Annotated in this window: 17 protein-coding genes; 13 read left to right on the forward strand and 4 right to left on the reverse strand. The window is 62.5% G+C overall.

Translation table 11 applies throughout. The features are described 5' to 3' along the window. Nucleotides 1-9: 9 nt before the first annotated feature. Nucleotides 10-1,113 (reverse strand): DNA polymerase III subunit beta, encoded by a 1,104-nt coding sequence (gene dnaN, locus BCY88_RS26375; RefSeq protein ID WP_120347106.1) that lies wholly within the window; start codon nt 1,111-1,113, stop codon nt 10-12. A gap of 219 nt (nt 1,114-1,332) precedes the next feature. Next, entirely contained in the window at nt 1,333-2,967 is a 1,635-nt protein-coding gene (gene dnaA / locus BCY88_RS26380) for a chromosomal replication initiator protein DnaA (RefSeq protein WP_120347107.1), read from the reverse strand. Between the two features lie 393 nt (nt 2,968-3,360). Here dnaA and rpmH point away from each other — a divergent pair, with 393 nt between their 5' ends. The 4 genes from rpmH to yidC all read left to right on the forward strand — a co-directional run bounded on the left by rpmH (nt 3,361) and on the right by yidC (nt 6,018). Then, nucleotides 3,361-3,495 (forward strand): 50S ribosomal protein L34, encoded by a 135-nt coding sequence (rpmH, locus tag BCY88_RS26390; RefSeq protein ID WP_004198824.1) that lies wholly within the window; start codon nt 3,361-3,363, stop codon nt 3,493-3,495. 14 nt (nt 3,496-3,509) lie between these two features. Then, nucleotides 3,510-4,007 (forward strand): ribonuclease P protein component, encoded by a 498-nt coding sequence (rnpA, locus tag BCY88_RS26395; protein WP_183081451.1) that lies wholly within the window; start codon nt 3,510-3,512, stop codon nt 4,005-4,007. 88 nt (nt 4,008-4,095) lie between these two features. After that, nucleotides 4,096-4,326, forward strand: coding sequence for a membrane protein insertion efficiency factor YidD (yidD, locus tag BCY88_RS26400; RefSeq protein WP_007180115.1), 231 nt, complete (start codon nt 4,096-4,098; stop codon nt 4,324-4,326). Nucleotides 4,327-4,356: 30 nt separating this feature from the next. Then, entirely contained in the window at nt 4,357-6,018 is a 1,662-nt protein-coding gene (yidC, locus tag BCY88_RS26405; protein ID WP_120347108.1) for a membrane protein insertase YidC, read from the forward strand. Nucleotides 6,019-6,139: 121 nt separating this feature from the next. Here yidC and BCY88_RS26410 read toward each other — a convergent pair whose 3' ends face one another. Then, nucleotides 6,140-6,610, reverse strand: coding sequence for an XRE family transcriptional regulator (locus tag BCY88_RS26410; protein WP_259461517.1), 471 nt, complete (start codon nt 6,608-6,610; stop codon nt 6,140-6,142). A gap of 358 nt (nt 6,611-6,968) precedes the next feature. Between BCY88_RS26410 and mnmE the strand changes: the two genes are divergently transcribed. From mnmE to BCY88_RS39930, 4 genes are all read left to right on the forward strand, one after another. Further along, nucleotides 6,969-8,363: a tRNA uridine-5-carboxymethylaminomethyl(34) synthesis GTPase MnmE gene (mnmE, locus tag BCY88_RS26415; protein ID WP_120347109.1), complete on the forward strand. Its 1,395-nt coding sequence runs from the start codon at nt 6,969-6,971 to the stop codon at nt 8,361-8,363. Between the two features lie 251 nt (nt 8,364-8,614). Then, on the forward strand, nt 8,615-9,457 hold the full coding sequence (dinD, locus tag BCY88_RS26420) for a DNA damage-inducible protein D (RefSeq protein WP_259461518.1): 843 nt from the start codon (nt 8,615-8,617) through the stop codon (nt 9,455-9,457). Nucleotides 9,458-9,814: 357 nt separating this feature from the next. Beyond that, on the forward strand, nt 9,815-11,026 hold the full coding sequence (locus tag BCY88_RS26425) for a tyrosine-type recombinase/integrase (protein ID WP_120347111.1): 1,212 nt from the start codon (nt 9,815-9,817) through the stop codon (nt 11,024-11,026). A 291-nt stretch (nt 11,027-11,317) separates the two neighbouring features. After that, the gene (locus BCY88_RS39930; RefSeq protein WP_183081452.1) at nt 11,318-11,479 is read left to right on the forward strand and encodes a hypothetical protein; all 162 of its coding nucleotides are present in this window, start codon (nt 11,318-11,320) and stop codon (nt 11,477-11,479) included. A 109-nt stretch (nt 11,480-11,588) separates the two neighbouring features. Here the strand turns inward: BCY88_RS39930 and BCY88_RS26430 are convergent, their stop codons facing one another. Further along, complete coding sequence (locus tag BCY88_RS26430) at nt 11,589-11,930, reverse strand: ecotin precursor (RefSeq protein ID WP_120347112.1); 342 nt, start codon at nt 11,928-11,930, stop codon at nt 11,589-11,591. Nucleotides 11,931-12,197: 267 nt separating this feature from the next. On the opposite strand from BCY88_RS26430, the gene BCY88_RS26435 reads away from it, so the two are divergent. The 5 genes from BCY88_RS26435 (at nt 12,198) to BCY88_RS26455 (ending at nt 18,917) form a co-directional block, all read left to right on the forward strand. Continuing rightward, nucleotides 12,198-13,823 (forward strand): methyl-accepting chemotaxis protein, encoded by a 1,626-nt coding sequence (locus tag BCY88_RS26435; RefSeq protein ID WP_120347143.1) that lies wholly within the window; start codon nt 12,198-12,200, stop codon nt 13,821-13,823. Nucleotides 13,824-13,899: 76 nt separating this feature from the next. Further along, nucleotides 13,900-14,364, forward strand: a complete 465-nt coding sequence (locus BCY88_RS26440; protein WP_120347113.1) for a chemotaxis protein CheW — start codon at nt 13,900-13,902, stop codon at nt 14,362-14,364. After that, on the forward strand, nt 14,361-15,824 hold the full coding sequence (locus BCY88_RS26445; protein WP_120347114.1) for a CheR family methyltransferase: 1,464 nt from the start codon (nt 14,361-14,363) through the stop codon (nt 15,822-15,824). Before BCY88_RS26440 ends, BCY88_RS26445 begins: the two co-directional genes overlap by 4 nt. Continuing rightward, the gene (locus tag BCY88_RS26450) at nt 15,817-16,506 is read left to right on the forward strand and encodes a chemotaxis protein CheW (protein WP_120347115.1); all 690 of its coding nucleotides are present in this window, start codon (nt 15,817-15,819) and stop codon (nt 16,504-16,506) included. Before BCY88_RS26445 ends, BCY88_RS26450 begins: the two co-directional genes overlap by 8 nt. Further along, a complete protein-coding gene (locus tag BCY88_RS26455; RefSeq protein ID WP_120347116.1) occupies nt 16,503-18,917 on the forward strand; it encodes a hybrid sensor histidine kinase/response regulator in 2,415 nt (804 codons plus the stop codon). The genes BCY88_RS26450 and BCY88_RS26455 overlap by 4 nt, the downstream gene beginning before the upstream one ends. Nucleotide 18,918 lies beyond the last annotated feature (1 nt).

Below are 18,918 nucleotides of genomic sequence, written 5' to 3' on the forward strand. Positions count from 1 at the left end.
TTGGACGCGTTAGATGCGCATTGGCATCACGACGTATTTGAATTCGTCGTTCTCGGGAATCGTGATCAACGCGCTGGAGCTGGCGTCGCCAAGGCTCACTTGCAACATGTCGACCTTCAGGTTTGCGAGCACGTCGAGCAGATACGTGACGTTGAACCCGATATCGACGCTGTCGCCGTCGTACGCGATTTCCAGTTCTTCCTGCGCCTCTTCCTGATCGGCGTTGGTCGACATGATCTTCAACTGGCCCGGCTCGATAATGCAGCGCACGCCCTTGAATTTGTCCGACGTCAGAATCGCGGCGCGTTGCAGCGAGCGCTGCAGTTCTTCACGGCCGATCAAGAACTGATTCTTGTGCGACTTCGGAATCACGCGCTGGAAGTCGGGGAATTTGCCTTCCACCAGCTTCGACACCAGTTCGACCTGGCCGAAGGTGAACTTCACCTGCGTCGGCGCGATGTCGATCTTCAGCGTGTCGTCGATGTCTTCCAGCAGACGCTGCAGTTCGAGAATTGTCTTGCGCGGAATGATCACTTCCTGGCGCGCAAACGAGCCTTCGATCTTCATCGACGAGAACGCCAGACGGTGGCCGTCCGTTGCGACTGCCATCAACTGGTCGCCATCTACCACCAGCAGCATGCCGTTCAGGTAGTAGCGGATGTCCTGCTGGGCCATCGAAAAATGGACCATGCCGAGCAACTGGCGGAACGTTTTCTGGGGAACCACCAGGTTCGCGCCGTAGTCTTTAGCCTGAGCGACGGTCGGGAACTCGTCGGCCGCCAGCGTTTGCAGCGCAAAGCGGCTCTTGCCGGATTGCACGGTCAAACGCTTGTCGTTCAAGGTCAGCGTGACTTGCCCGTCGGGCATGGCGCGCAGAATGTCGAGGAGCTTTCTTGCTGCCACCGTGGTCGCGACCGAATCGCCGCCCACGCCGAAATCGGCACGCGTGGTGATCTGCAACTCGAGGTCGGTCGACAGGAACGACACGTCAGGGCCGTTCTTGGTAATCAGCAAATTGGCGAGGATCGGCAACGTATGGCGGCGTTCGACGATGCCGCTCACGGTTTGCAGCGGCCTGAGGAGGTTATCGCGTTCGGTCTTGACCAGTTGCATAGAGTTCCTTCGTTGATATAACGGCCTGCGCGCCTGACTTGCCAGCCTTACAGCGCGCAACCGCGGCTCCCCGCCGGCGCCACGCAGCGCCTGTCACGGCGTGAATTCCGCCCGCGGCCGCCGGGCGGTTAAACCTGTATTGTGCCTGAAAACAGAACCGCTCCCCTAAAATGGGGGCGAGTTCCGAAATAAACAGGTCGATTTTTACGTTCGGCCTGCTTAACCCTTAAGCGTTTGCTCCAGCACGTGCAGTTCGTGGTTCAGTTGCGCGTCCGTGCCGCGCTCGGCGGCAATCTTGCGCACCGCGTGCAGCACCGTGGTGTGGTCGCGCCCGCCGAACAGCTCGCCGATTTCCGGCAAACTCTTCTGCGTCAACTCCTTCGCCAGATACATCGCGATCTGCCGCGGCCGCGCGATGTTCGCCGGACGCTTCTTCGAATACATATCCGCGACCTTGATGCTGTAGAAGTCAGCCGTGGTCTTCTGGATGTTTTCCACCGAAATCTGCCGGTTCTGTACCGTCAGCAGGTCTTTCAGCGCTTCTTTCGTCACTTCGATCGTGATTTCGCGGCCGTGGAACTTCGAGTACGCGAGGATCTTGCGCAGCGCGCCTTCCAGTTCGCGGACGTTCGAACGCAGATGCTTGGCGACGAAGAACGCGACGTCTTCATTCAGGCTCACGAACTCGGATTGCGCCTTGCGCATCAGAATCGCGACGCGCATTTCCAGCTCGGGCGGCTCGATCGCCACCGTCAGGCCGGAGTCGAAGCGCGAGATCAGGCGGTCGTCGATGCCGGAGATTTCCTTCGGATACGTGTCGCTGGTGATGATCACCTGCGCCTTGTTCGCGACCAGCGCTTCGAACGCGTAGAAGAATTCCTCTTGTGTGCGCGACTTGCCGGAGAAGAACTGAATATCGTCGATCAGCAGCAAATCGAGCGAATGGTAGTAACGCTTGAAATCGTCGAACGCCTTGCGCTGGTAGGCCTTCACCACATCGGACACGTACTGTTCCGCGTGGATGTAGCGAATCCGCGCGCCGGCCTTATCCATCAGAAGCTGGTTGCCGATTGCGTGGATCAGGTGGGTTTTGCCCAGACCAACGCCGCCGTACAGAAACAGCGGGTTGTACGAGATGCCGGGGTTGTCCGCGACCTGAATCGCCGCGGCGCGCGCCAACTGGTTGGCCTTACCGGTCACGAAGTTGTCGAAGGTCAGCACGGGGTTGAGCTTCGAGCGCTCGTACATCGAGTCGTTATCACCGTTGCCATTCGAGCTGGCGCTTTGGCCTGGACGCCACGTGCGGCGTGCGGCCGCGGCTTCATTCGCATCGAGGCTGGGCAGATCGAGGTCGGCGGCGTCATCAGCGGCCGCACGGGCGTTTGCGTTCTGGTCGGCCGCGGCGCGTGCATTCGCGTTGAGGTTCGCCATCGCGTTGTTCGCGCCATTGCTGCGCGCGGCCTGCGACGCTTGCACGGCGCCGACGGCCGCGTCCACGGCGGCAGCGCCACCGTTCGAGCCAGACGCGTGAGCGCCACCCATCGAACCCGCCGCGGAAGACGGACGCGACTGCGCCGACGACGCTGCCGCAGGGGCGCGCATGCCGGCTTTCGGGTCCAATACAAATTGCACGTCGACCGGGGTGTGCCAGAAATCGCGGGCCATATCCGCGATGCGGCCGGAGAACTGGCTCTTGACCCAGTCGAGCTTGAAGCGATTCGGCGCGGCGATGCTAAGCGTGTTCGCAGCGGCGTCGAAGGCGACCGGGGCCAACGGTTTGATCCACGTCACGTACTGCTGGGGCGTCAGCTCACGCTCCAGCAATGCGGAACAGTGTTGCCAGAAATCGTTCATCGAGTTGCTGTCGTTATGTATGCACGGCGGTTCGCCGCTGCCCCTGTCGCGTGTACGCAACAAGGCCCTGAGCAGCTAGGCCGAACCAGGCGCAATGGCTCCAGGCGCTTGTGCCACAAGGGTTTGCGGGGCAAGCGAGCCGGAGCGGCGTGCAGGATTTTTGGGAAGTAAGGCGAGATTCTACCGCCAAAACGTCGGCGAAAGGGAGTTATCCACAGGGACGGATCATCCTGTGAACTCTTCTCGGAGACAGGCCGAACCAGGCTAAACTATTGACGGTCAACGAAAAACCGGTTTAAATAGCGGGTTCCGCGAAAACCAATTCAGTAAACCTCCGGCCATTGCGCTTTCAGCGATGATCGCGCGGTTATTTTTCGATCAAGTGAGAGCAACATGAAACGTACTTACCAACCTTCCGTTACCCGTCGCAAGCGCACCCACGGCTTTCGCGTTCGCATGAAGACCGCAGGTGGCCGCAAGGTCATCAACGCACGTCGCGCGAAGGGCCGCAAGCGCCTCGCCATCTAAGGCAGGCGAGCGGATTGCGCGCTCCGTCTGTGCCAGGCGAGGCCCGCGGTGAAGCGGGAGCGGCAGGGGCGCCGCGGCAGGGCTCGGTTCCGTTGCGAGCGCAAGCCGCCTTCCCCAAAGCCGCAAGGCTACTGAAAACGGATGAATTTTCATCCGTTTTTCGTTTGCGCCCGTGGCGCCGCACCGCGCACTTCGTGGTGTACGGCCGGCCCACCGGCAATGACGCGCGCCTGGGTCTCGTGATCGGCAAGAAGTATGCGCCGCGCGCGGCCACGCGCAATCTGGTACGCCGACTCGCGCGTGAAGCCTTCCGGCTGCGTCGCGCGGAATTCGGCGGTTGGGATGTGCTGCTGCGTTTGCACACGCGCTTCGACAAGAAGGCTTTGCCGAGCGCCTCGTCGCCGCCGTTGAGGGCGCTGTGCCGCAGCGAGATAGAGGTGCTGCTCGACAAGGCAGCGCGCGAAATTGTCCGTCGCGAGGCGCCGCCCGCGGAAGCGCCCAAGACGGAATGACGCTCAAGTGACCGCCCGCAGTGCAGCCAGGCTGCGCGGGCGTCGCCCGGTACTCCACGTTGCGCGGCGCCGTCCGGCCGCACCAGCCATGCAAACGGTACTCATCGCTTTACTGCGTTTCTACAAGGTTGCTGTGAGCCCCATGCTCGGCAACCGGTGCCGTTTTTACCCTTCCTGTTCTGATTACGCGCGCGAAGCAATCCAGTATCATGGCGCCGCGCGCGGGACTTATCTCGCCGCCAGGCGTATTTGCCGCTGCCACCCGTTTTCCGCTGGCGGCATCGATCTCGTCCCGCCTCCCACTTCTGAAAAGCGCTGACGCGCCGTTCCATCGACACTGAGACAACGCATGGATATCAAACGCACCGTCCTATGGGTCATCTTTTTCATGTCAGCTGTCATGCTGTTCGACAACTGGCAACGCGACCACGGACGCCCGTCGATGTTCTTCCCGAGCGCCAACCCGACCAAGACCGTCGATGGCGCCGCTCCGGGAACCACGACGCCGGGAACCCAATCCGCCGATCTGCCGGCCACCAACGCAGCAGCACCGGGCAACGCGCCGGCCGCAGCGGCCCAGGGCCAGTTGATCAGCTTCAGCACCGACGTCTATAACGGCGAAATCGACACCCGCGGCGGCACGCTGTCGAAGTTGTCGCTCGTCAAGCAAGGCGACGGCAAGACGCCCGACCTGGTCATCACCCTGTTCGACCGCACCGCGAACCATACGTATCTGGCGCGCACCGGTCTGCTCGGCGGCGATTTCCCGAACCATACCGACATCTACACGCCGCTGCCGAACCAGCCGCACGATCTGACGGGCGACGCCAAGTCGTTCCAGCTCAGCTTCGAATCGCCGGTCAAGGGCGGCGTGAAGGTCATCAAGACTTACACGTTCACGCGCGGCAGCTATGTGATCGGCGTCGACACGAAGATCGAGAACGTCGGCACCGTGCCGGTCACGCCGTCGGTCTATATGGAACTGGTGCGCGACGACCAGCCGGTGGAAACGCCGCGCTTCTCGCACACGTTCATCGGACCGGCCGTCTACACCGACCAGCACCACTTCCAGAAGATGACGTTCAGCGACATCGACAAGAACAAGGAAGACTTCGTCAATTCGGCCGACAACGGCTGGATCGCGATGGTGCAGCATTACTTCGCGTCGGCGTGGATTCCGCAGCAAGGTGCGAAGCGCGACATCTATGTTGAGAAGATCGATCCGACGCTGTATCGCGTTGGCGTGAAGCAGCCGGTTGCAACCATCGCCCCGGGCCAATCGGTCGATGTGTCCGCGCGCCTGTTCGCCGGTCCGGAAGAAGAGCGCATGCTCGAAGGCATCGCGCCGGGTCTGGAACTGGTGAAGGACTACGGCTGGGTCACGATCATCGCGAAGCCGCTGTTCTGGCTGCTCGAGAAGATCCACAGCTATGTCGGCAACTGGGGCTGGTCGATCGTGCTGCTCACGCTGCTGATCAAGGCCGTGTTCTTCCCGCTGTCGGCCGCGAGCTACAAGTCGATGGCGCGCATGAAGGCGATCACCCCGCGTATGCAAGCCCTGCGCGAACGCTTCAAGGGCGATCCGCAGAAGATGAATTCGGCGCTGATGGAGCTGTACAAGACCGAGAAGGTCAATCCGTTCGGCGGCTGTCTGCCGGTCGTGATTCAGATTCCGGTGTTCATCTCGCTGTACTGGGTGTTGCTGTCGTCGGTTGAAATGCGCGGCGCGCCGTGGATTCTCTGGATTCACGATCTGTCGCAGCAAGACCCGTTCTTCATCCTGCCAGTGCTAATGGCCGTCTCGATGTTCCTGCAGACCAAGCTGAACCCGACGCCGCCGGACCCGGTTCAAGCCAAGATGATGATGTTCATGCCGATCGCGTTCTCGGTCATGTTCTTCTTCTTCCCGGCCGGTCTGGTGCTGTACTACGTCGTGAATAACGTGCTGTCGATTGCCCAGCAGTACTACATCACGCGGATGATGGGTAAGCCGAAGACGAAGGCAGCCTGATCGATGTCTTGCCTGCAGCGGGCGGCGGTAGCGCCCGCCGCTGGCTGACTGGCAAAAGCAGGCAAAGACAGACAGAAGCTGGTTGTAAAAAAGCCGCCCGGTTTGCGCCGGGCGGCTTTTTTTATGATTCGGCCGATGGTGGGCCCTTATCTTTCGATGCGTCTTCAGGCGCGGCACCGGCTTCCTGTTGCGCACCGCCATCAAATTCAGTGATCAGTTCTTCCACCAGATTGCGCTGACGCGGCGACAAACCCGCGAACCGGTTCGCCATCTGCGTCACCAGCTCGATCGTTTCCGGCGTCATCGGATATTTCTCGCCACGACCAAGCGGCTTGGCCTTGCCGGATGGCGCAGGCCCGTAATGCAACCAGTGGATGTCTTTTTGCAGCCACGTTGCTAAAACCTGCAACTTATCGGGCTTTGGAATCGTCGTACCCGCGAGCCATTTGTGCGCGGTTTGCGGCGAGACGGCAGGGCCGCTTCTGTAGAGCAGATTGAATTCACGGGCTAAATCGGTCCCACCCTGGACGTCGTTGGGGAGTGAGTCTTTCAGCCGTTTGGCGAAAGCTGCTTTTTCTTTGGAGGTCGGCATGGGCCCGATTGTGCAATTCGGCGCATAATCAGTGGACAACCAATTGCGCTATTTTGTAGCCTAAATAAGCTATTTTTAGCCTGAAATCGCCACCTAATAACGCATTTCGCGATTTCATCGAACCCCGTCTTTTCCTTCTGCAGTCTGCGTTGCAGGCATCCCGACACGCCCATCTGGCGCAAATGTGTCTTAAGCTATCTTAGCTTATGCGAGATAAATCCTTATTTGTCTGATGAAAACTTGAGCATGCTAGGAATTCGCCCCTGTCTAGAGACGGAGGAGGCCCGCGTTACAATGCCCGGCGCCCATTCGTGCGCACTCAATCCCGCATTCACCCGCTTCTGATAGCCTCGCTCCCATGCTCGCCACTGATTCCGATCCGATCGTCGCCATTGCCACCGCACCCGGCCGAGGCGGGATCGGGGTCGTGCGGATTTCGTTCGGCCGCGCGGGAGAAAGCGCCGCGCAGCCGCTGATGCAAGCGCTTACCGGCCAGGCGCTTGCGCCACGGCATGCGAGCTACGTACCCTTCCTCGACGGCGCCGGCAACGCGCTCGACCGCGGCATCGCGCTGTACTTCCCCGCACCGCACTCCTACACCGGCGAGCACGTGCTCGAGTTGCAAGGCCACGGCGGTCCGGTCGTGCTGCAACTGGTGCTGCAGCGTTGCATCGAAGCCGGCCGCGCGTTTGGCCTGCGCCTGGCCGAGCCGGGCGAATTCACGCGACGTGCGTTTCTCAACGACAAGCTGGATCTGGCGCAAGCGGAAGCCGTCGCGGATCTGATCGAGGCCAGCACCGAGGCTGCCGCACGCTCGGCCGGCCGCTCGCTCGACGGTGCGTTTTCGCGCGACATCCACGCGCTTGTCGAAGAAGTCATCACGTTGCGGATGCTGGTCGAAGCGACGCTCGATTTCCCGGAAGAAGAAATCGACTTTCTCGAAGCCGCCGACGCCCGCGGCAAGCTCACGCGAATCCGCGAGCGCCTCGCGCACGTGCTGAGCGAAGCGCGCCAGGGCGCGTTGTTGCGTGAAGGCTTGTCGGTGGTGCTGGCGGGCCAGCCGAACGTCGGCAAGTCGTCGCTGCTGAACGCGCTCGCCGGCGCGGAGCTGGCCATCGTCACGCCGATCGCCGGCACGACGCGCGACAAGGTCGCGCAAACCATCCAGGTCGAAGGCATTCCGCTGCATGTGATCGACACGGCCGGCTTGCGCGATACCGAAGACGAAGTAGAGAAGATCGGCATTGCGCGCACGTGGAGCGAGATCGAGCGCGCGGACGTCGTGCTGCATCTGCTCGATGCCCGAACCGGCATGACCGCCGAAGATGAAAAGATCGCGGACCGTTTCCCGAGCGGTGTGCCGGTGGTCCGCGTGCTGAACAAGACAGATCTGACCGGGCTCGCGCCCACCGTCACACCGCTAGACGCTGATCTTGATCTCAGCGAAGTGCGGCTGTCGGCGAAACAGGGCGATGGCGTTGCGTTGCTGCGCGAGGAGTTGCTGCGCATTGCAGGCTGGCAGGCGGGTGCCGAGAGCGTCTACCTCGCGCGTGAGCGGCATCTGATTGCGCTACGCGCGGCTGAGGACAATCTGGCGACAGCTGCGGCACACGCCGATCAGAACGCCCAGGCGCTGGATCTGTTCGCGGAAGAACTGCGTCTCTCGCAGGACCAACTGAACTCGATTACTGGGGAATTCAGCTCGGATGATCTGCTCGGAGTGATTTTCAGCCGGTTTTGTATTGGCAAGTAGAGCGAATGCGGAATTCGCTACGAGAGACTTGCCCATTAAAGCTGAGAGAGTTATTCAGCGCTGTCTGCTGTGCCCATGTCAAATACCCTCTGTCGACCAAAAGCCGGCAATTTCTTTGGTACACAGAATACCGTCGGCCTGATACATCGTGCCACGCCGCTACCTGTATAAAAACACAGTACAATCTTCCGCAGGCGCCGATCAGGTTCGGGCAGCCATCGTCGTCGACCAAGTTGGTCCGGGAGTCGTCCGTGTTGAACAATAAGCCCATAGCTGCGCAGCATCACCGTACCTTTGAAAGCATCAGGCAGGTCAACGATGACGATTCCGAGTTTTGGTTCGCGCGCGACCTTGCGCCATTGCTCGAATACCAGGACTGGCGCAACTTCCTGCAAGTAATCGAGAAGGCGAAGACTGCCTGCGAGCGGTCGGGACATCCCGCCCAGGACCATTTCGGTGAAGTCACCAAAATGGTCCCCCTTGGATCCGGAGCAACGCGCGGGATCACTGACTACACGCTATCCCGTTACGCCTGCTATTTGATCGTACAGAACGGCGATCCATCGAAATCCGTTATCGCCAACGGGCAAACGTATTTCGCACTGCAGACGCGTCGCCAGGAGTTGAGCGACGATAAGGCGTTTGCGGGGATGCCGGAAGATCAGCGGCGCTTGATGCTCCGAGGTGAACTGGTCCATCACAATAAGGCCCTTAGTGCCGCCGCCCGCGACGCTGGTGTTGAAACCGGAATTGACTACGCCGTTTTCCAGGACCATGGATACAAAGGCTTGTACGGCGGCATGGGTGCGAGAGACATTCATACGCACAAAGGGCTCAAGAAGAGCCAGAAAATCTTGGATCACATGGGCAGCACTGAACTGGCCGCCAACCTGTTCCGGGCAACACAGACCGAAGAAAAGCTCAGGCGGGATGGTACAAGCGGAAAGCAGAAAGCGAATCAAACCCACTTTGAGGTGGGTAGCAAGGTGCGCCAAACGATCCGCGAACTGGGCGGCACAATGCCAGAGTCGCTTCCGACTCCGGACACAAGCATTCAGCAGCTTGAGAAGGCACAAAAGAAACTCGAAAAGTGAACGGTAGCCTCGACCGTCGACAAGTCAAACCACACCTCGACCGATCCCCGAAAACCAGGCTTTCTCATCGGCCATCATGATGGGTTGCGCGCACGGCAGACGGCATCCGGGATGCCGCCGAATTCCGCGGCGAGGTGCTGGCGGACAAGTAACGCACTCGGTCCGATAAGGCCTTGAACATCCATCGCTAGGTTATGTACTTGTGCCGAAGGTTTATCCAAATGTAGTTGGGTAGACTTCTGTAGCCCGTATAGCGTCCATCGAACGCTATACGCCGACCCAGTCCAAGCTTTTTCTTTGGTACACAAAACACGTCCGGTTTAAAATCCCCGCCGTCCCCGTACCAAACGCTCCGCCATGCCCAAACTAGCCGCCCCCCTCACCGAAGCACAGATCCGCGCGCTTGAACCGCGCGCTACCCGGTATTGCGTCGCAGACGGCAACGGCCTCGTCATCGAAATCATGACCACGGGCACCAAGGTCTGGCGCTTCCGCTATTCGCTCGACGGCAAGCGCCAGCCGCTCGTCACGATCGGCGACTACCGGATGATTTCGCTGCGGGTTGCGCGCGCCAAGGCGCAGAAGTACGCGGAGATGGTTACAAATGGCGTCTCGCCCGTGGCGACAGCCAGACGCGACCGCGGCGCGGAGGACAAGATCGACGTACTGCGCGAGGGCGCGGAGCTCTATCTCGCCACGGAGATGGTCGGCAAGTCGGCGGAATATCAGCGCACCACGCGGCGCGCGCTCGAAAAAGACGTGCTCCCCGCCATCGGCGGCAAGCCGATCAAAGCGGTGACCGACGACGACATCCGCGCGATTTGCGATCAGATCAAAAGCCGTGGCTCGCCCAAGATGGCGCTGCACACGCGCAACGCGGTCAAGCGGCTCTACGAGTACCTGATAGCCCGGCAACTCGCCACGGCCAATCCGGCCGCGCTCATCCCGGCACGCTTCATCGCGACGCCGGACAGCCGCACCCGCGTGCTCGCGCCAGAGGAAATGGGCGCCATGCTCCGGGCGATCTACGCATCCAACATCCGACGTCCGTTGAAGTTGGCGCTGCACCTGCTGGTGCTGACCATGGTGCGCAAATCGGACATCGTCGAAGCGGCCTGGTCCGAATTCAGTCTCAACGCCGCGCGCTGGACAATCCCCGCCGCGCGGATGAACAAGGGCCGCGACCACGTGGTGTACCTCCCGCATCAGGCGGTCACCCTGCTTCGCGAGCTCCAGGACACAAAGACCAGCCGCAATTTCGTATTTCCGAGCGTCAGGGGCGACGACCGGCCGATCGCGAAAAGCACGCTCAATCAGGCCGTCAAATCGCTCGGACTCGACGTCGAGCATTTCGTCCTGCACGACTTTCGACGCACCGCCGCGACCCATTTGCGTGAAATGGGTCAGCCTTCAGACACCATTGAAAATGCACTGGCGCATGCCGTCAAAGATGCCTCGAGCGGAGTCGACCACGCTGACCATGCCGCCGAACAGCGGCGGACCTTGCAACTGTGGGCGGATTTCGTCGACACGCAGATCGAGAGCGGCCGGCAAGGCGTGATCGGCTGAGTACAGCGGGCGTGTCAGACGCGTCAGGCGCCAGATCGGTAGTCGCGCCTCACTTCACCGCTGGCCAGCAGTGTGCCCAATGGTACACAGTCAAACAAACCCCATCCTTACTTCCCAACCGGGAAAAGGAAATCACCTTTTTCACTAGGTTCTCAATCGCCCCGCTCCACGCGCACTCTGCCGATTCGCGTCAATCCCGCCGCGTTGCCGGCCAAGCCATCACGGCGTCCTTTTTTCCCGCCGTTCATCGCCTAAACTGAAGGATGGATGACGGCCGGGACGGAGGCTCCGATGTCTGAATCGTTGATGGCGTATTTGTTAGGACCGTTGGTGATGCTGATGGTTGGCGCGGTGATCTGGGCTGCGTCACACTATCGCGACAAGACAAAGCCCGAGCGCCTTGAGCGCTGGCTGGATACGCACTATGCGGAGTGGTTGCATCACAAGCACTGAATAGAGACACCCAACACGACAAGGCCGTCGCATAGTGCGACGGCCTTTTTCTCTGTGGTGCGCGAGCGTCCAGATTGCGCGTGCCCGTTCAGTGCGTTTTTTAGTTCGTTTACCAGCCCGGCTGAGGCCCCTGCGGATACCCATACTGTCCGGGCGGCGGCGCACCACACGCGACGTACGCGCGCTGGTACTGGTCATAGCAGTATCCCGGCGGCGGCCCCGCATACACGGGCGCCGGTTGATACGCCGGCTGTGCATACACCGGTTGCGCATACACCGGCTGCTGGTAGGCGACCACTGGCGCCGGATTCAGCACCGACGTCACCACTGCGCCCAGCACGGCACCGCCGATCAGCGCGCCGACCACGTCGCCGCCATTGCCATGAGCTTGTGCTTGACCGGCCACGCTCAGGCTCCCCACCATCAACAACGCCACCGCAATCTTTTTCATGTTTCGCTCCCGCCGTTCAGGCATGGAACAGATTGTGTAGGGCGCGCACGGAAATAGATGCTGCAGTTGGTAACCGGGCATTACGGGTGTAACCCCTAGGCGGAAGACGCCACGCCGACCGCCATCCACTCCTACGATCAATGTAAAATTCGCCGCAGACCCGTCGGACAAATCCGACGACCTGTAAAGCCTTCCGATCCTTCGACCCCGATACGCAAAAGCCGACGTCGGCGTCGAAATCAAGCCAAAAAGTTAAGGGGCGTGCGCGTGAAACAATGGACCATCCGGCAACGGATTCTGTGCAGTTTCGGGATCGTGCTGATCGTGATGCTGACAATGGCAATCGTCACTTTCGAGCAACTCGGCGGCATCGACCACGACGCGAAGAGCCAGCAGCAGGATTCGATGCCCGGCCTCTACTACGCGACCGCCATGCGCGCGGCCTGGTTCGAGAATTACTCGGTCACGCAGCGCCTTATCTACGTCGATGCGGATAAAGAGGCCGAGAAGCGCGACAGCACGCGGCTCATCGAGACCCAGCAAACGCTTCAGAAGCTGCTGAGCGACTACGGCAACACGATCTTCCGTCAGGAAGACCGCGATCTCTTCAATGACTTCCGCCAGCAATACACGCAATATTTGCCGATCCAGGCGTCGCTGATCGCCGTGCTGCCGGCTTCGAAAGCGAATGCCGCACAGATTTTCAACGCACAGCTCACGCCGGTCTGGGAGACGGGCCGCCTCTCGGTGCGCAAGCTGGTCGAGAACAACAAGACCTATGCCGACCAGTCCGCTGAAAGCATCCGCAACTCGGTCGAGACAACGCGTATCGTGCTGCTCGTGATGCTGCTGCTCGCCGTCATCGCCGCCATACTGGCCGGTTACTGGCTGCTGCGCGCGGTCACCACGCCCATGGCAAAAGTGTTACAAGTCGTCGACGTCATGCGCACGGGCGACCTCACACAGCGTCTGCAACTGAATCGCGCGGATGAGATCGGCGCGCTCGAAGCGGGCTTTAACCGCATGACCGACGAGCTCACCGCGCTGGTCGGCCAGGCGCAGAAGTCGGCGGTCCAGGTGACCACCTCGGTGACGGAAATCGCCGCGACATCGCGCGAGCAGCAAGCCACCGCGAACGAAACCGCGGCGACCACCACCGAGATCGGCGCCACGTCGCGCGAAATCTTTGCGACCTCGCGCGATCTGCTGCGCACGATGAATGAAGTCTCCGAAGTAGCCGGGCAATCGGCGGCGCTCGCCGGCACCGGTCACGCCGGTCTCGCCCGCATGGAAGAAACCATGCGCCTCGTGATGGAAGCAGCCGGTTCGGTCAACGCGAAGCTTGCGATCCTCAACGAGAAAGCCAGCAACATCAACCAGGTCGTCGCCACCATCACCAAGGTTGCGGATCAGACCAACCTGCTCTCGCTGAATGCGGCGATCGAAGCAGAAAAAGCCGGCGAATACGGCCGCGGCTTCGCGGTCGTGGCAACCGAAATTCGCCGCCTCGCGGATCAGACCGCCGTGGCGACCTACGACATCGAACAGATGGTCAAGGAGATCCAGTCGGCGGTGGCGGCGGGCGTGATGGGCATGGACAAGTTCTCCGAAGAAGTGCGCCGCGGCATGCTCGACGTGCAGAACGTGGGCGGCCATCTCACGCAGATCATCCAGCAGGTGCAGGCGCTCGCGCCGCGCTTCTCGATGGTCAACGAAGGTATGCAGACGCAGGCCACCGGCGCCGAGCAGATTACCCAGGCGCTGACGCAGCTTTCGGAGGCCGCGCAGCAAACAGCGGAATCGCTGCGTCAGTCGACCCAGGCGATCGACGACCTGACGCACGTCGCCAATAGTCTGCGCACCGGCGTATCGCGCTTCAAGGTGGTGGCCTGACGCGCGGCAACGCGCTCATTCAGGCACACACGCTGAAGCAGACCACTCCGCACGCCACTCCACCCAGCCCACGCCGATGCTCTTCATCCTCTTCACGCTCGATAGCGAACGCTACGTGATCGACGCGACGCAGGTGGAGCGTCTGATGCCGCTCACGCCGCAGTCGCCGCCGAAGACGATCCCCGGCGCGCCCTCGTGGGTCGCGGGCGTGCTCGATTACGAAGGCACACCGCTGCCGGTGATCGATCTGCCGGCGCTCGCGCTCGGCCGCCCCGCCGCGCAGTTGATGTCGACCCGCGTGGTGCTGGTGCGCTATCCGCATGCGGGTACGGTGCGCCTGCTCGCGCTCCTGCTGGAAGGCGCAACGCGCACCCTGCGCCTCGCCGCCGACGCGTTTCAGGATGCCGGCATCGACATGCCGCACGCGCGCTATCTGGGTCCGGTCGCGCGCGAAGCAGACGGACTGGTGCAATGGATTCGCGTCGAACATCTGCTGCCCGACGACGTCAAAGCCCTGCTGTTTCCCGAGGCGCACGTATGAACGCGCATCACGACAACGCGCCGCTCTATCGACGCTTCAGCGATCTGCTGCATCGAACCATCGGGCTCGATGCAGCGTCGCTCGGTCATAGCGCAATCGAGCGTGCGGTCGATCAGCGCGCCGCCGCCTGGTGCGCGGACGGTCACGCCGACGCCACGCTCACCGACTACTGGGAAGCCGCGCAGGCGTCGCCCGCGATGGTGCAGGCGCTGGTTGAAACGGTGGTGGTGCCGGAGACCTGGTTCTATCGCGACGCCGACGCGTTCAAAGCGCTCGCGCGTCTCGCGCACGAGCGCCTCGACGAGCGCGGCACCGCGTTGCCGCTGCGGATCCTGAGCCTGCCCTGCTCGACTGGCGAAGAGCCGTACACGATCGCGATGGCGCTGCTCGACGCCGGTATCGAGGCGGCGCAGATGCGCATCGACGCCATGGATATCAGCGAGCGCTCGCTGGCCTTCGCGCAACGCGCCGTGTACACCCGCAACTCGTTTCGCGGCAATGCGTTCCCGTTTCGCGACGCCCACTTCGCGCGCACTGAAGACGGTTGGCGTCTCGCGCCGCGCATCGTCGACGCGGTGCGGTTTTCGCGCGCCAATCTGATGCAGCTCGATGCCGCGGCGCTCGGCGTCTACGACTTCGTGTTCTGCCGCAACGTGCTGATTTACTTCGACCGCGATGCACAACAAACGGCCCTGCATGCGCTCAATAGCGTGTTGGCTGAAAGCGGCACGCTCTTCGTCGGCCCCGCGGAAACCGGACTGTTGATGCGTTACGGCATGCAGTCGGCGAAGATTCCGCTGGCGTTCGCGTTTCGCCGCGCCGCGCCGACAGAAACGCAATTCGACGGCTGGCACACCGCGCCGCTCGCAACCGCTGCGGCACTCGCGATGACGCATTCGCCGGTGCCCGCGCTCGCGCCGCTGCAAGTGTTTTCGGCAAAGCCTTTCGCGTGGCCCGATCCGGTTGCGCGCCCGCCGCTCAACGCTGGTTCGCCGCAGCCGCTTTTCAATGGTACGCGGCCTCACGCGACACCAGCTCAAGCTATGCCGCCCAACGGTATATCCAGCCACACGGCCAATCCGTTGAAGCCCGCCTCCCCATCGGACGATCTGATGCAGTTGCACGTCGCCTCGCCGACCAACGCCGCCCGCGACACGCTGCAATCCGCGCACGCACTGGCCGATGCGGGTCGCCTGACGGAAGCAGCGAACGCGATCAACGCCTATCTGGAACGGCACGCACCGCATGCCGATGCGTTCTACCTGCTCGGCGTGCTGGCCGACGCCGGCGGCGATACGAATCTCGCACGCAGCCAGTATCGCAAGGCGCTCTACCTCGATCCGCAGCACACCGAAGCGCTCGCACATCTGGCGACGCTGCTCGAACTCGAAGGCGATCGCAACGGCGCGCGTCTGTTGATGGAGCGCGCGTCGCGGGCGCAGGGAGCGCAACGTGGTTGAAGACCGCCCGGTGACTTTCGACGATTGCTGGAACCGCATTGGCGTGCGTGGCGATTCGTCGTGTGAACGGCTGGTCGAATACGTGCGCTGTCTGAATTGCCCCGTGTTCGAAGCGGCTGCGGCCAAATTGCTGGAGCGTCCGATTCCGCTGGTGGACCTCGCGCTGCATGACGCCGGCACGCCGGCGCAACAGAGGGAGCAGCGACACGATCCGCAAGGTGTGAGCGAATCGTTCCTCATTTTCCGGATTGGCCGCGAATGGCTCGCGCTGCCCACGCCGATCTTCAAACGCATCGTTCAGACGCGGCCGATTCACACGTTGCCGCACCGGCAGCATCGCGCGGTGCTGGGCGTGGTGAATGTGCAGGGCGACTTGCTGGTATGTCTGTCGCTCGCGCATCTGCTCGGTTTCGAGGCCGACACCAGCGCAGGCGACGCTCAGTCGCGCCACGATCTGCCGCGTTTGCTGGTGGTTTCGCGCGCCGAGGAGCACGCGGTGTTCCCCGTCGACCAGGTCGACGGTGTGCATCGGATCGCGCTCACCACTTTTTTCGTGCCGCCCGCAACGCTCTCGCATGCAGCAGCCGCGCATACGCGCGCCGTGGCCCCGTGGCGCGGCGTGACGGTCGGACTGCTCGACGCCGACGCATTGTTCAATACCTTGAACCGGAGTCTCGGATGACGGACGACCCGCGCCGCCCGTCGCTGATCGATCTCTTCCGCGAAGAAGCGCGGACCCAGGCGCGCGTGCTCAACGACGGCCTGCTCGCCCTCGAACGCACGCCGCGCGACGCCGCCGCGCTCGAGGCCTGCATGCGCGCGGCTCATTCGCTGAAGGGCGCGGCGCGTATCGTCGGCGTGCAGGTGGGTGTCGAACTCGCCCACGCGATGGAAGATTGTTTCGTTGCGGCGCAGGAAGGGCGCGCATTGCTCGATGCCGCCTGGATCGATGAGTTGCTGCGCGGTGTCGATATCGTCGCGCGCATCGGCAATGACGAGGACGAGTCGGCGCGTGACGCGGTGAGTGTGTGTGTGGGAGCGTTGCAAGCGCGTATGGCGGGTGGCGCGGCGATGCGCTGGGAGGCTGCGCAGCAGGCCACCGCGACGCCTGCCGCGGGTCTTGCCCGCGCCGGCGGCTCTGCATCCAATGCCACCGCCGGCGCGCAAACGGCATCCGCGGAAGCCGACGCCGCATTCAATCTGCTGGCCAACGCCCTGCGCGCCGAAGCGACACCTGTTTCAACCGTTTCAGCCACACCGGCCAGCACGGCGGCAACGTCGATCGAGCCCGACTCCACCAGCGCCCCTGCATCCACCGCCGCAAGCGTAGCCCCCGCGAACGAAGCAGGCCGCATGCTGCGCGTACGCGCCGACAACCTTGACCGGCTGCTCTCCTTGTCCGGCGAATCGCTGGTCGAATCGCGCTGGCTCAAACCCTTCGCGCAATCGATGCTGCGCGTCAAGCGCGTCCAACGCGACGGCTCACGCGCGCTCGATCAGTTGCACGAAACGCTCGCCGACCTGAAACTCGACCCGCGCGCACACGCCGCGCTCGAAGAGTTGCGCCGCCTCACCGCGGAATCGCAGCATCTGCTCGCCGAGCGCCTGGCCGATCTGGAGAGCTTCGACCGCCGCTCGACGCATCTTTCGCAGCAGCTTTACGACGCCGCGCTGCAATGCCGGATGCGCCCCTTCGGCGACGGCACCGGCGGCCTCGCGCGCATGGTGCGCGACGTCGCGCGTTCGCTCGGCAAGAAGGTGCGCTGGCAGCTGATCGGTGAATCGACACAGGTGGACCGCGACATCCTCGATCTGCTCGAAGCGCCGCTCGGCCACCTGCTGCGCAATGCGATCGACCACGGTATCGAAGCACCGGCGGACCGTCTCGCGCACGGCAAGTCCGAAGAAGGCACGCTCACGCTCGACGCACGCCACACCGCCGGCGCGCTGCTCATCACCGTCACCGACGACGGCGCGGGCATCGACCTCGACGCCTTGCGCGCCTCGATCGTCCGCAAGAAACTGGCGAGCGCTGAAACCGCCGCGCGCCTCTCCGAAGCCGAACTGCTCGAATTCCTCTTCCTGCCCGGCTTTTCGCTACGCGATCAGGTCACCGATGTTTCGGGCCGTGGCGTCGGACTCGACGCGGTGTACGACGTCGTCAAGCGCGTGCGCGGCGCGGTGCGCATCACCCACGAACCCAATGCCGGCACGCGCGTGCAGTTGCAGTTGCCGCTCACGCTCTCGGTGATCCGCAGCCTGCTCGTCGAAGTCGCGGGCGAGCCGTATGCCGTGCCGCTCGCGCATGTGAACCGCACGCTGCACGTAAGCCGCGCGGAGATCGAGTTGCTCGAAGGCCATCAGCACATTGCCTTCGACGGCCGCCGTATCGGCGTCGTCACCGCGCATCAGATTCTCGACACGGCGCCGCCCGCCAATGAAGCCGAACTCGTCAGCCTGATCGTGATCGGCGACGGCGAAGCAACCTACGGCGTGGTGGTGGACCGCTTTCTCGGCGAGCGGATGCTGGTCGTGCAGCCGCTCGACCCGCGTCTCGGCAAGATCAGGAACATCACCGCGGGCGCGCTGATGGAAAACGGCGACCCCGTGCTGATCGCGGATGTCGACGACTGGCTGCGCTCGGTTGAAAAACTGGTGGCGGGCGGCGATCTGAAACATACCCAGCACGGCGCGACCCTTGCTGCCCGGCGAGTCACGCGGCGCGTGCTGGTGGTCGACGATTCGCTCACCGTGCGCGAACTCGAACGCAAGCTGCTGACCACGCGTGGCTACGACGTGACGATTGCCGTCGACGGCATGGACGGCTGGAACGCGGTGCGCAGCGAGCGCTTCGACCTCGTGATTACCGACATCGACATGCCGAGAATGGACGGCATCGAACTCGTCACACTCATCAAGCGCGATCCGCACCTGCAGGCACTGCCGGTGATGATCGTCTCCTACAAGGATCGCGAAGAGGACCGCCGCGCCGGCCTGAACGCGGGCGCCGATTACTATCTGGCGAAAGGCAGTTTCCACGACGAAGCACTGCTCGACGCAGTGCGCGATCTGATCGGCGAAGCTTACGGTTAAA

This window comes from Paraburkholderia fungorum, assembly GCF_003610895.1.
GTDB lineage: Bacteria > Pseudomonadota > Gammaproteobacteria > Burkholderiales > Burkholderiaceae > Paraburkholderia > Paraburkholderia fungorum_B.

What these genes read in the sequence shown, in the direction of transcription:
- BCY88_RS26410 (WP_259461517.1), bottom strand. Translation starts at nt 6,610, where the DNA reads ATGCCGACCTCCAAAGAAAAAGCAGCTTTCGCCAAACGGCTGAAAGAC.
- rpmH (WP_004198824.1), top strand. Translation starts at nt 3,361, where the DNA reads ATGAAACGTACTTACCAACCTTCCGTTACCCGTCGCAAGCGCACCCAC.
- BCY88_RS26440 (WP_120347113.1), top strand. Translation starts at nt 13,900, where the DNA reads ATGCTCTTCATCCTCTTCACGCTCGATAGCGAACGCTACGTGATCGAC.
- BCY88_RS39930 (WP_183081452.1), top strand. Translation starts at nt 11,318, where the DNA reads ATGTCTGAATCGTTGATGGCGTATTTGTTAGGACCGTTGGTGATGCTG.
- dnaN (WP_120347106.1), bottom strand. Translation starts at nt 1,113, where the DNA reads ATGCAACTGGTCAAGACCGAACGCGATAACCTCCTCAGGCCGCTGCAA.
- mnmE (WP_120347109.1), top strand. Translation starts at nt 6,969, where the DNA reads ATGCTCGCCACTGATTCCGATCCGATCGTCGCCATTGCCACCGCACCC.
- BCY88_RS26430 (WP_120347112.1), bottom strand. Translation starts at nt 11,930, where the DNA reads ATGAAAAAGATTGCGGTGGCGTTGTTGATGGTGGGGAGCCTGAGCGTG.
- yidC (WP_120347108.1), top strand. Translation starts at nt 4,357, where the DNA reads ATGGATATCAAACGCACCGTCCTATGGGTCATCTTTTTCATGTCAGCT.
- yidD (WP_007180115.1), top strand. Translation starts at nt 4,096, where the DNA reads ATGCAAACGGTACTCATCGCTTTACTGCGTTTCTACAAGGTTGCTGTG.
- dnaA (WP_120347107.1), bottom strand. Translation starts at nt 2,967, where the DNA reads ATGAACGATTTCTGGCAACACTGTTCCGCATTGCTGGAGCGTGAGCTG.
- BCY88_RS26445 (WP_120347114.1), top strand. Translation starts at nt 14,361, where the DNA reads ATGAACGCGCATCACGACAACGCGCCGCTCTATCGACGCTTCAGCGAT.
- BCY88_RS26425 (WP_120347111.1), top strand. Translation starts at nt 9,815, where the DNA reads ATGCCCAAACTAGCCGCCCCCCTCACCGAAGCACAGATCCGCGCGCTT.
- BCY88_RS26455 (WP_120347116.1), top strand. Translation starts at nt 16,503, where the DNA reads ATGACGGACGACCCGCGCCGCCCGTCGCTGATCGATCTCTTCCGCGAA.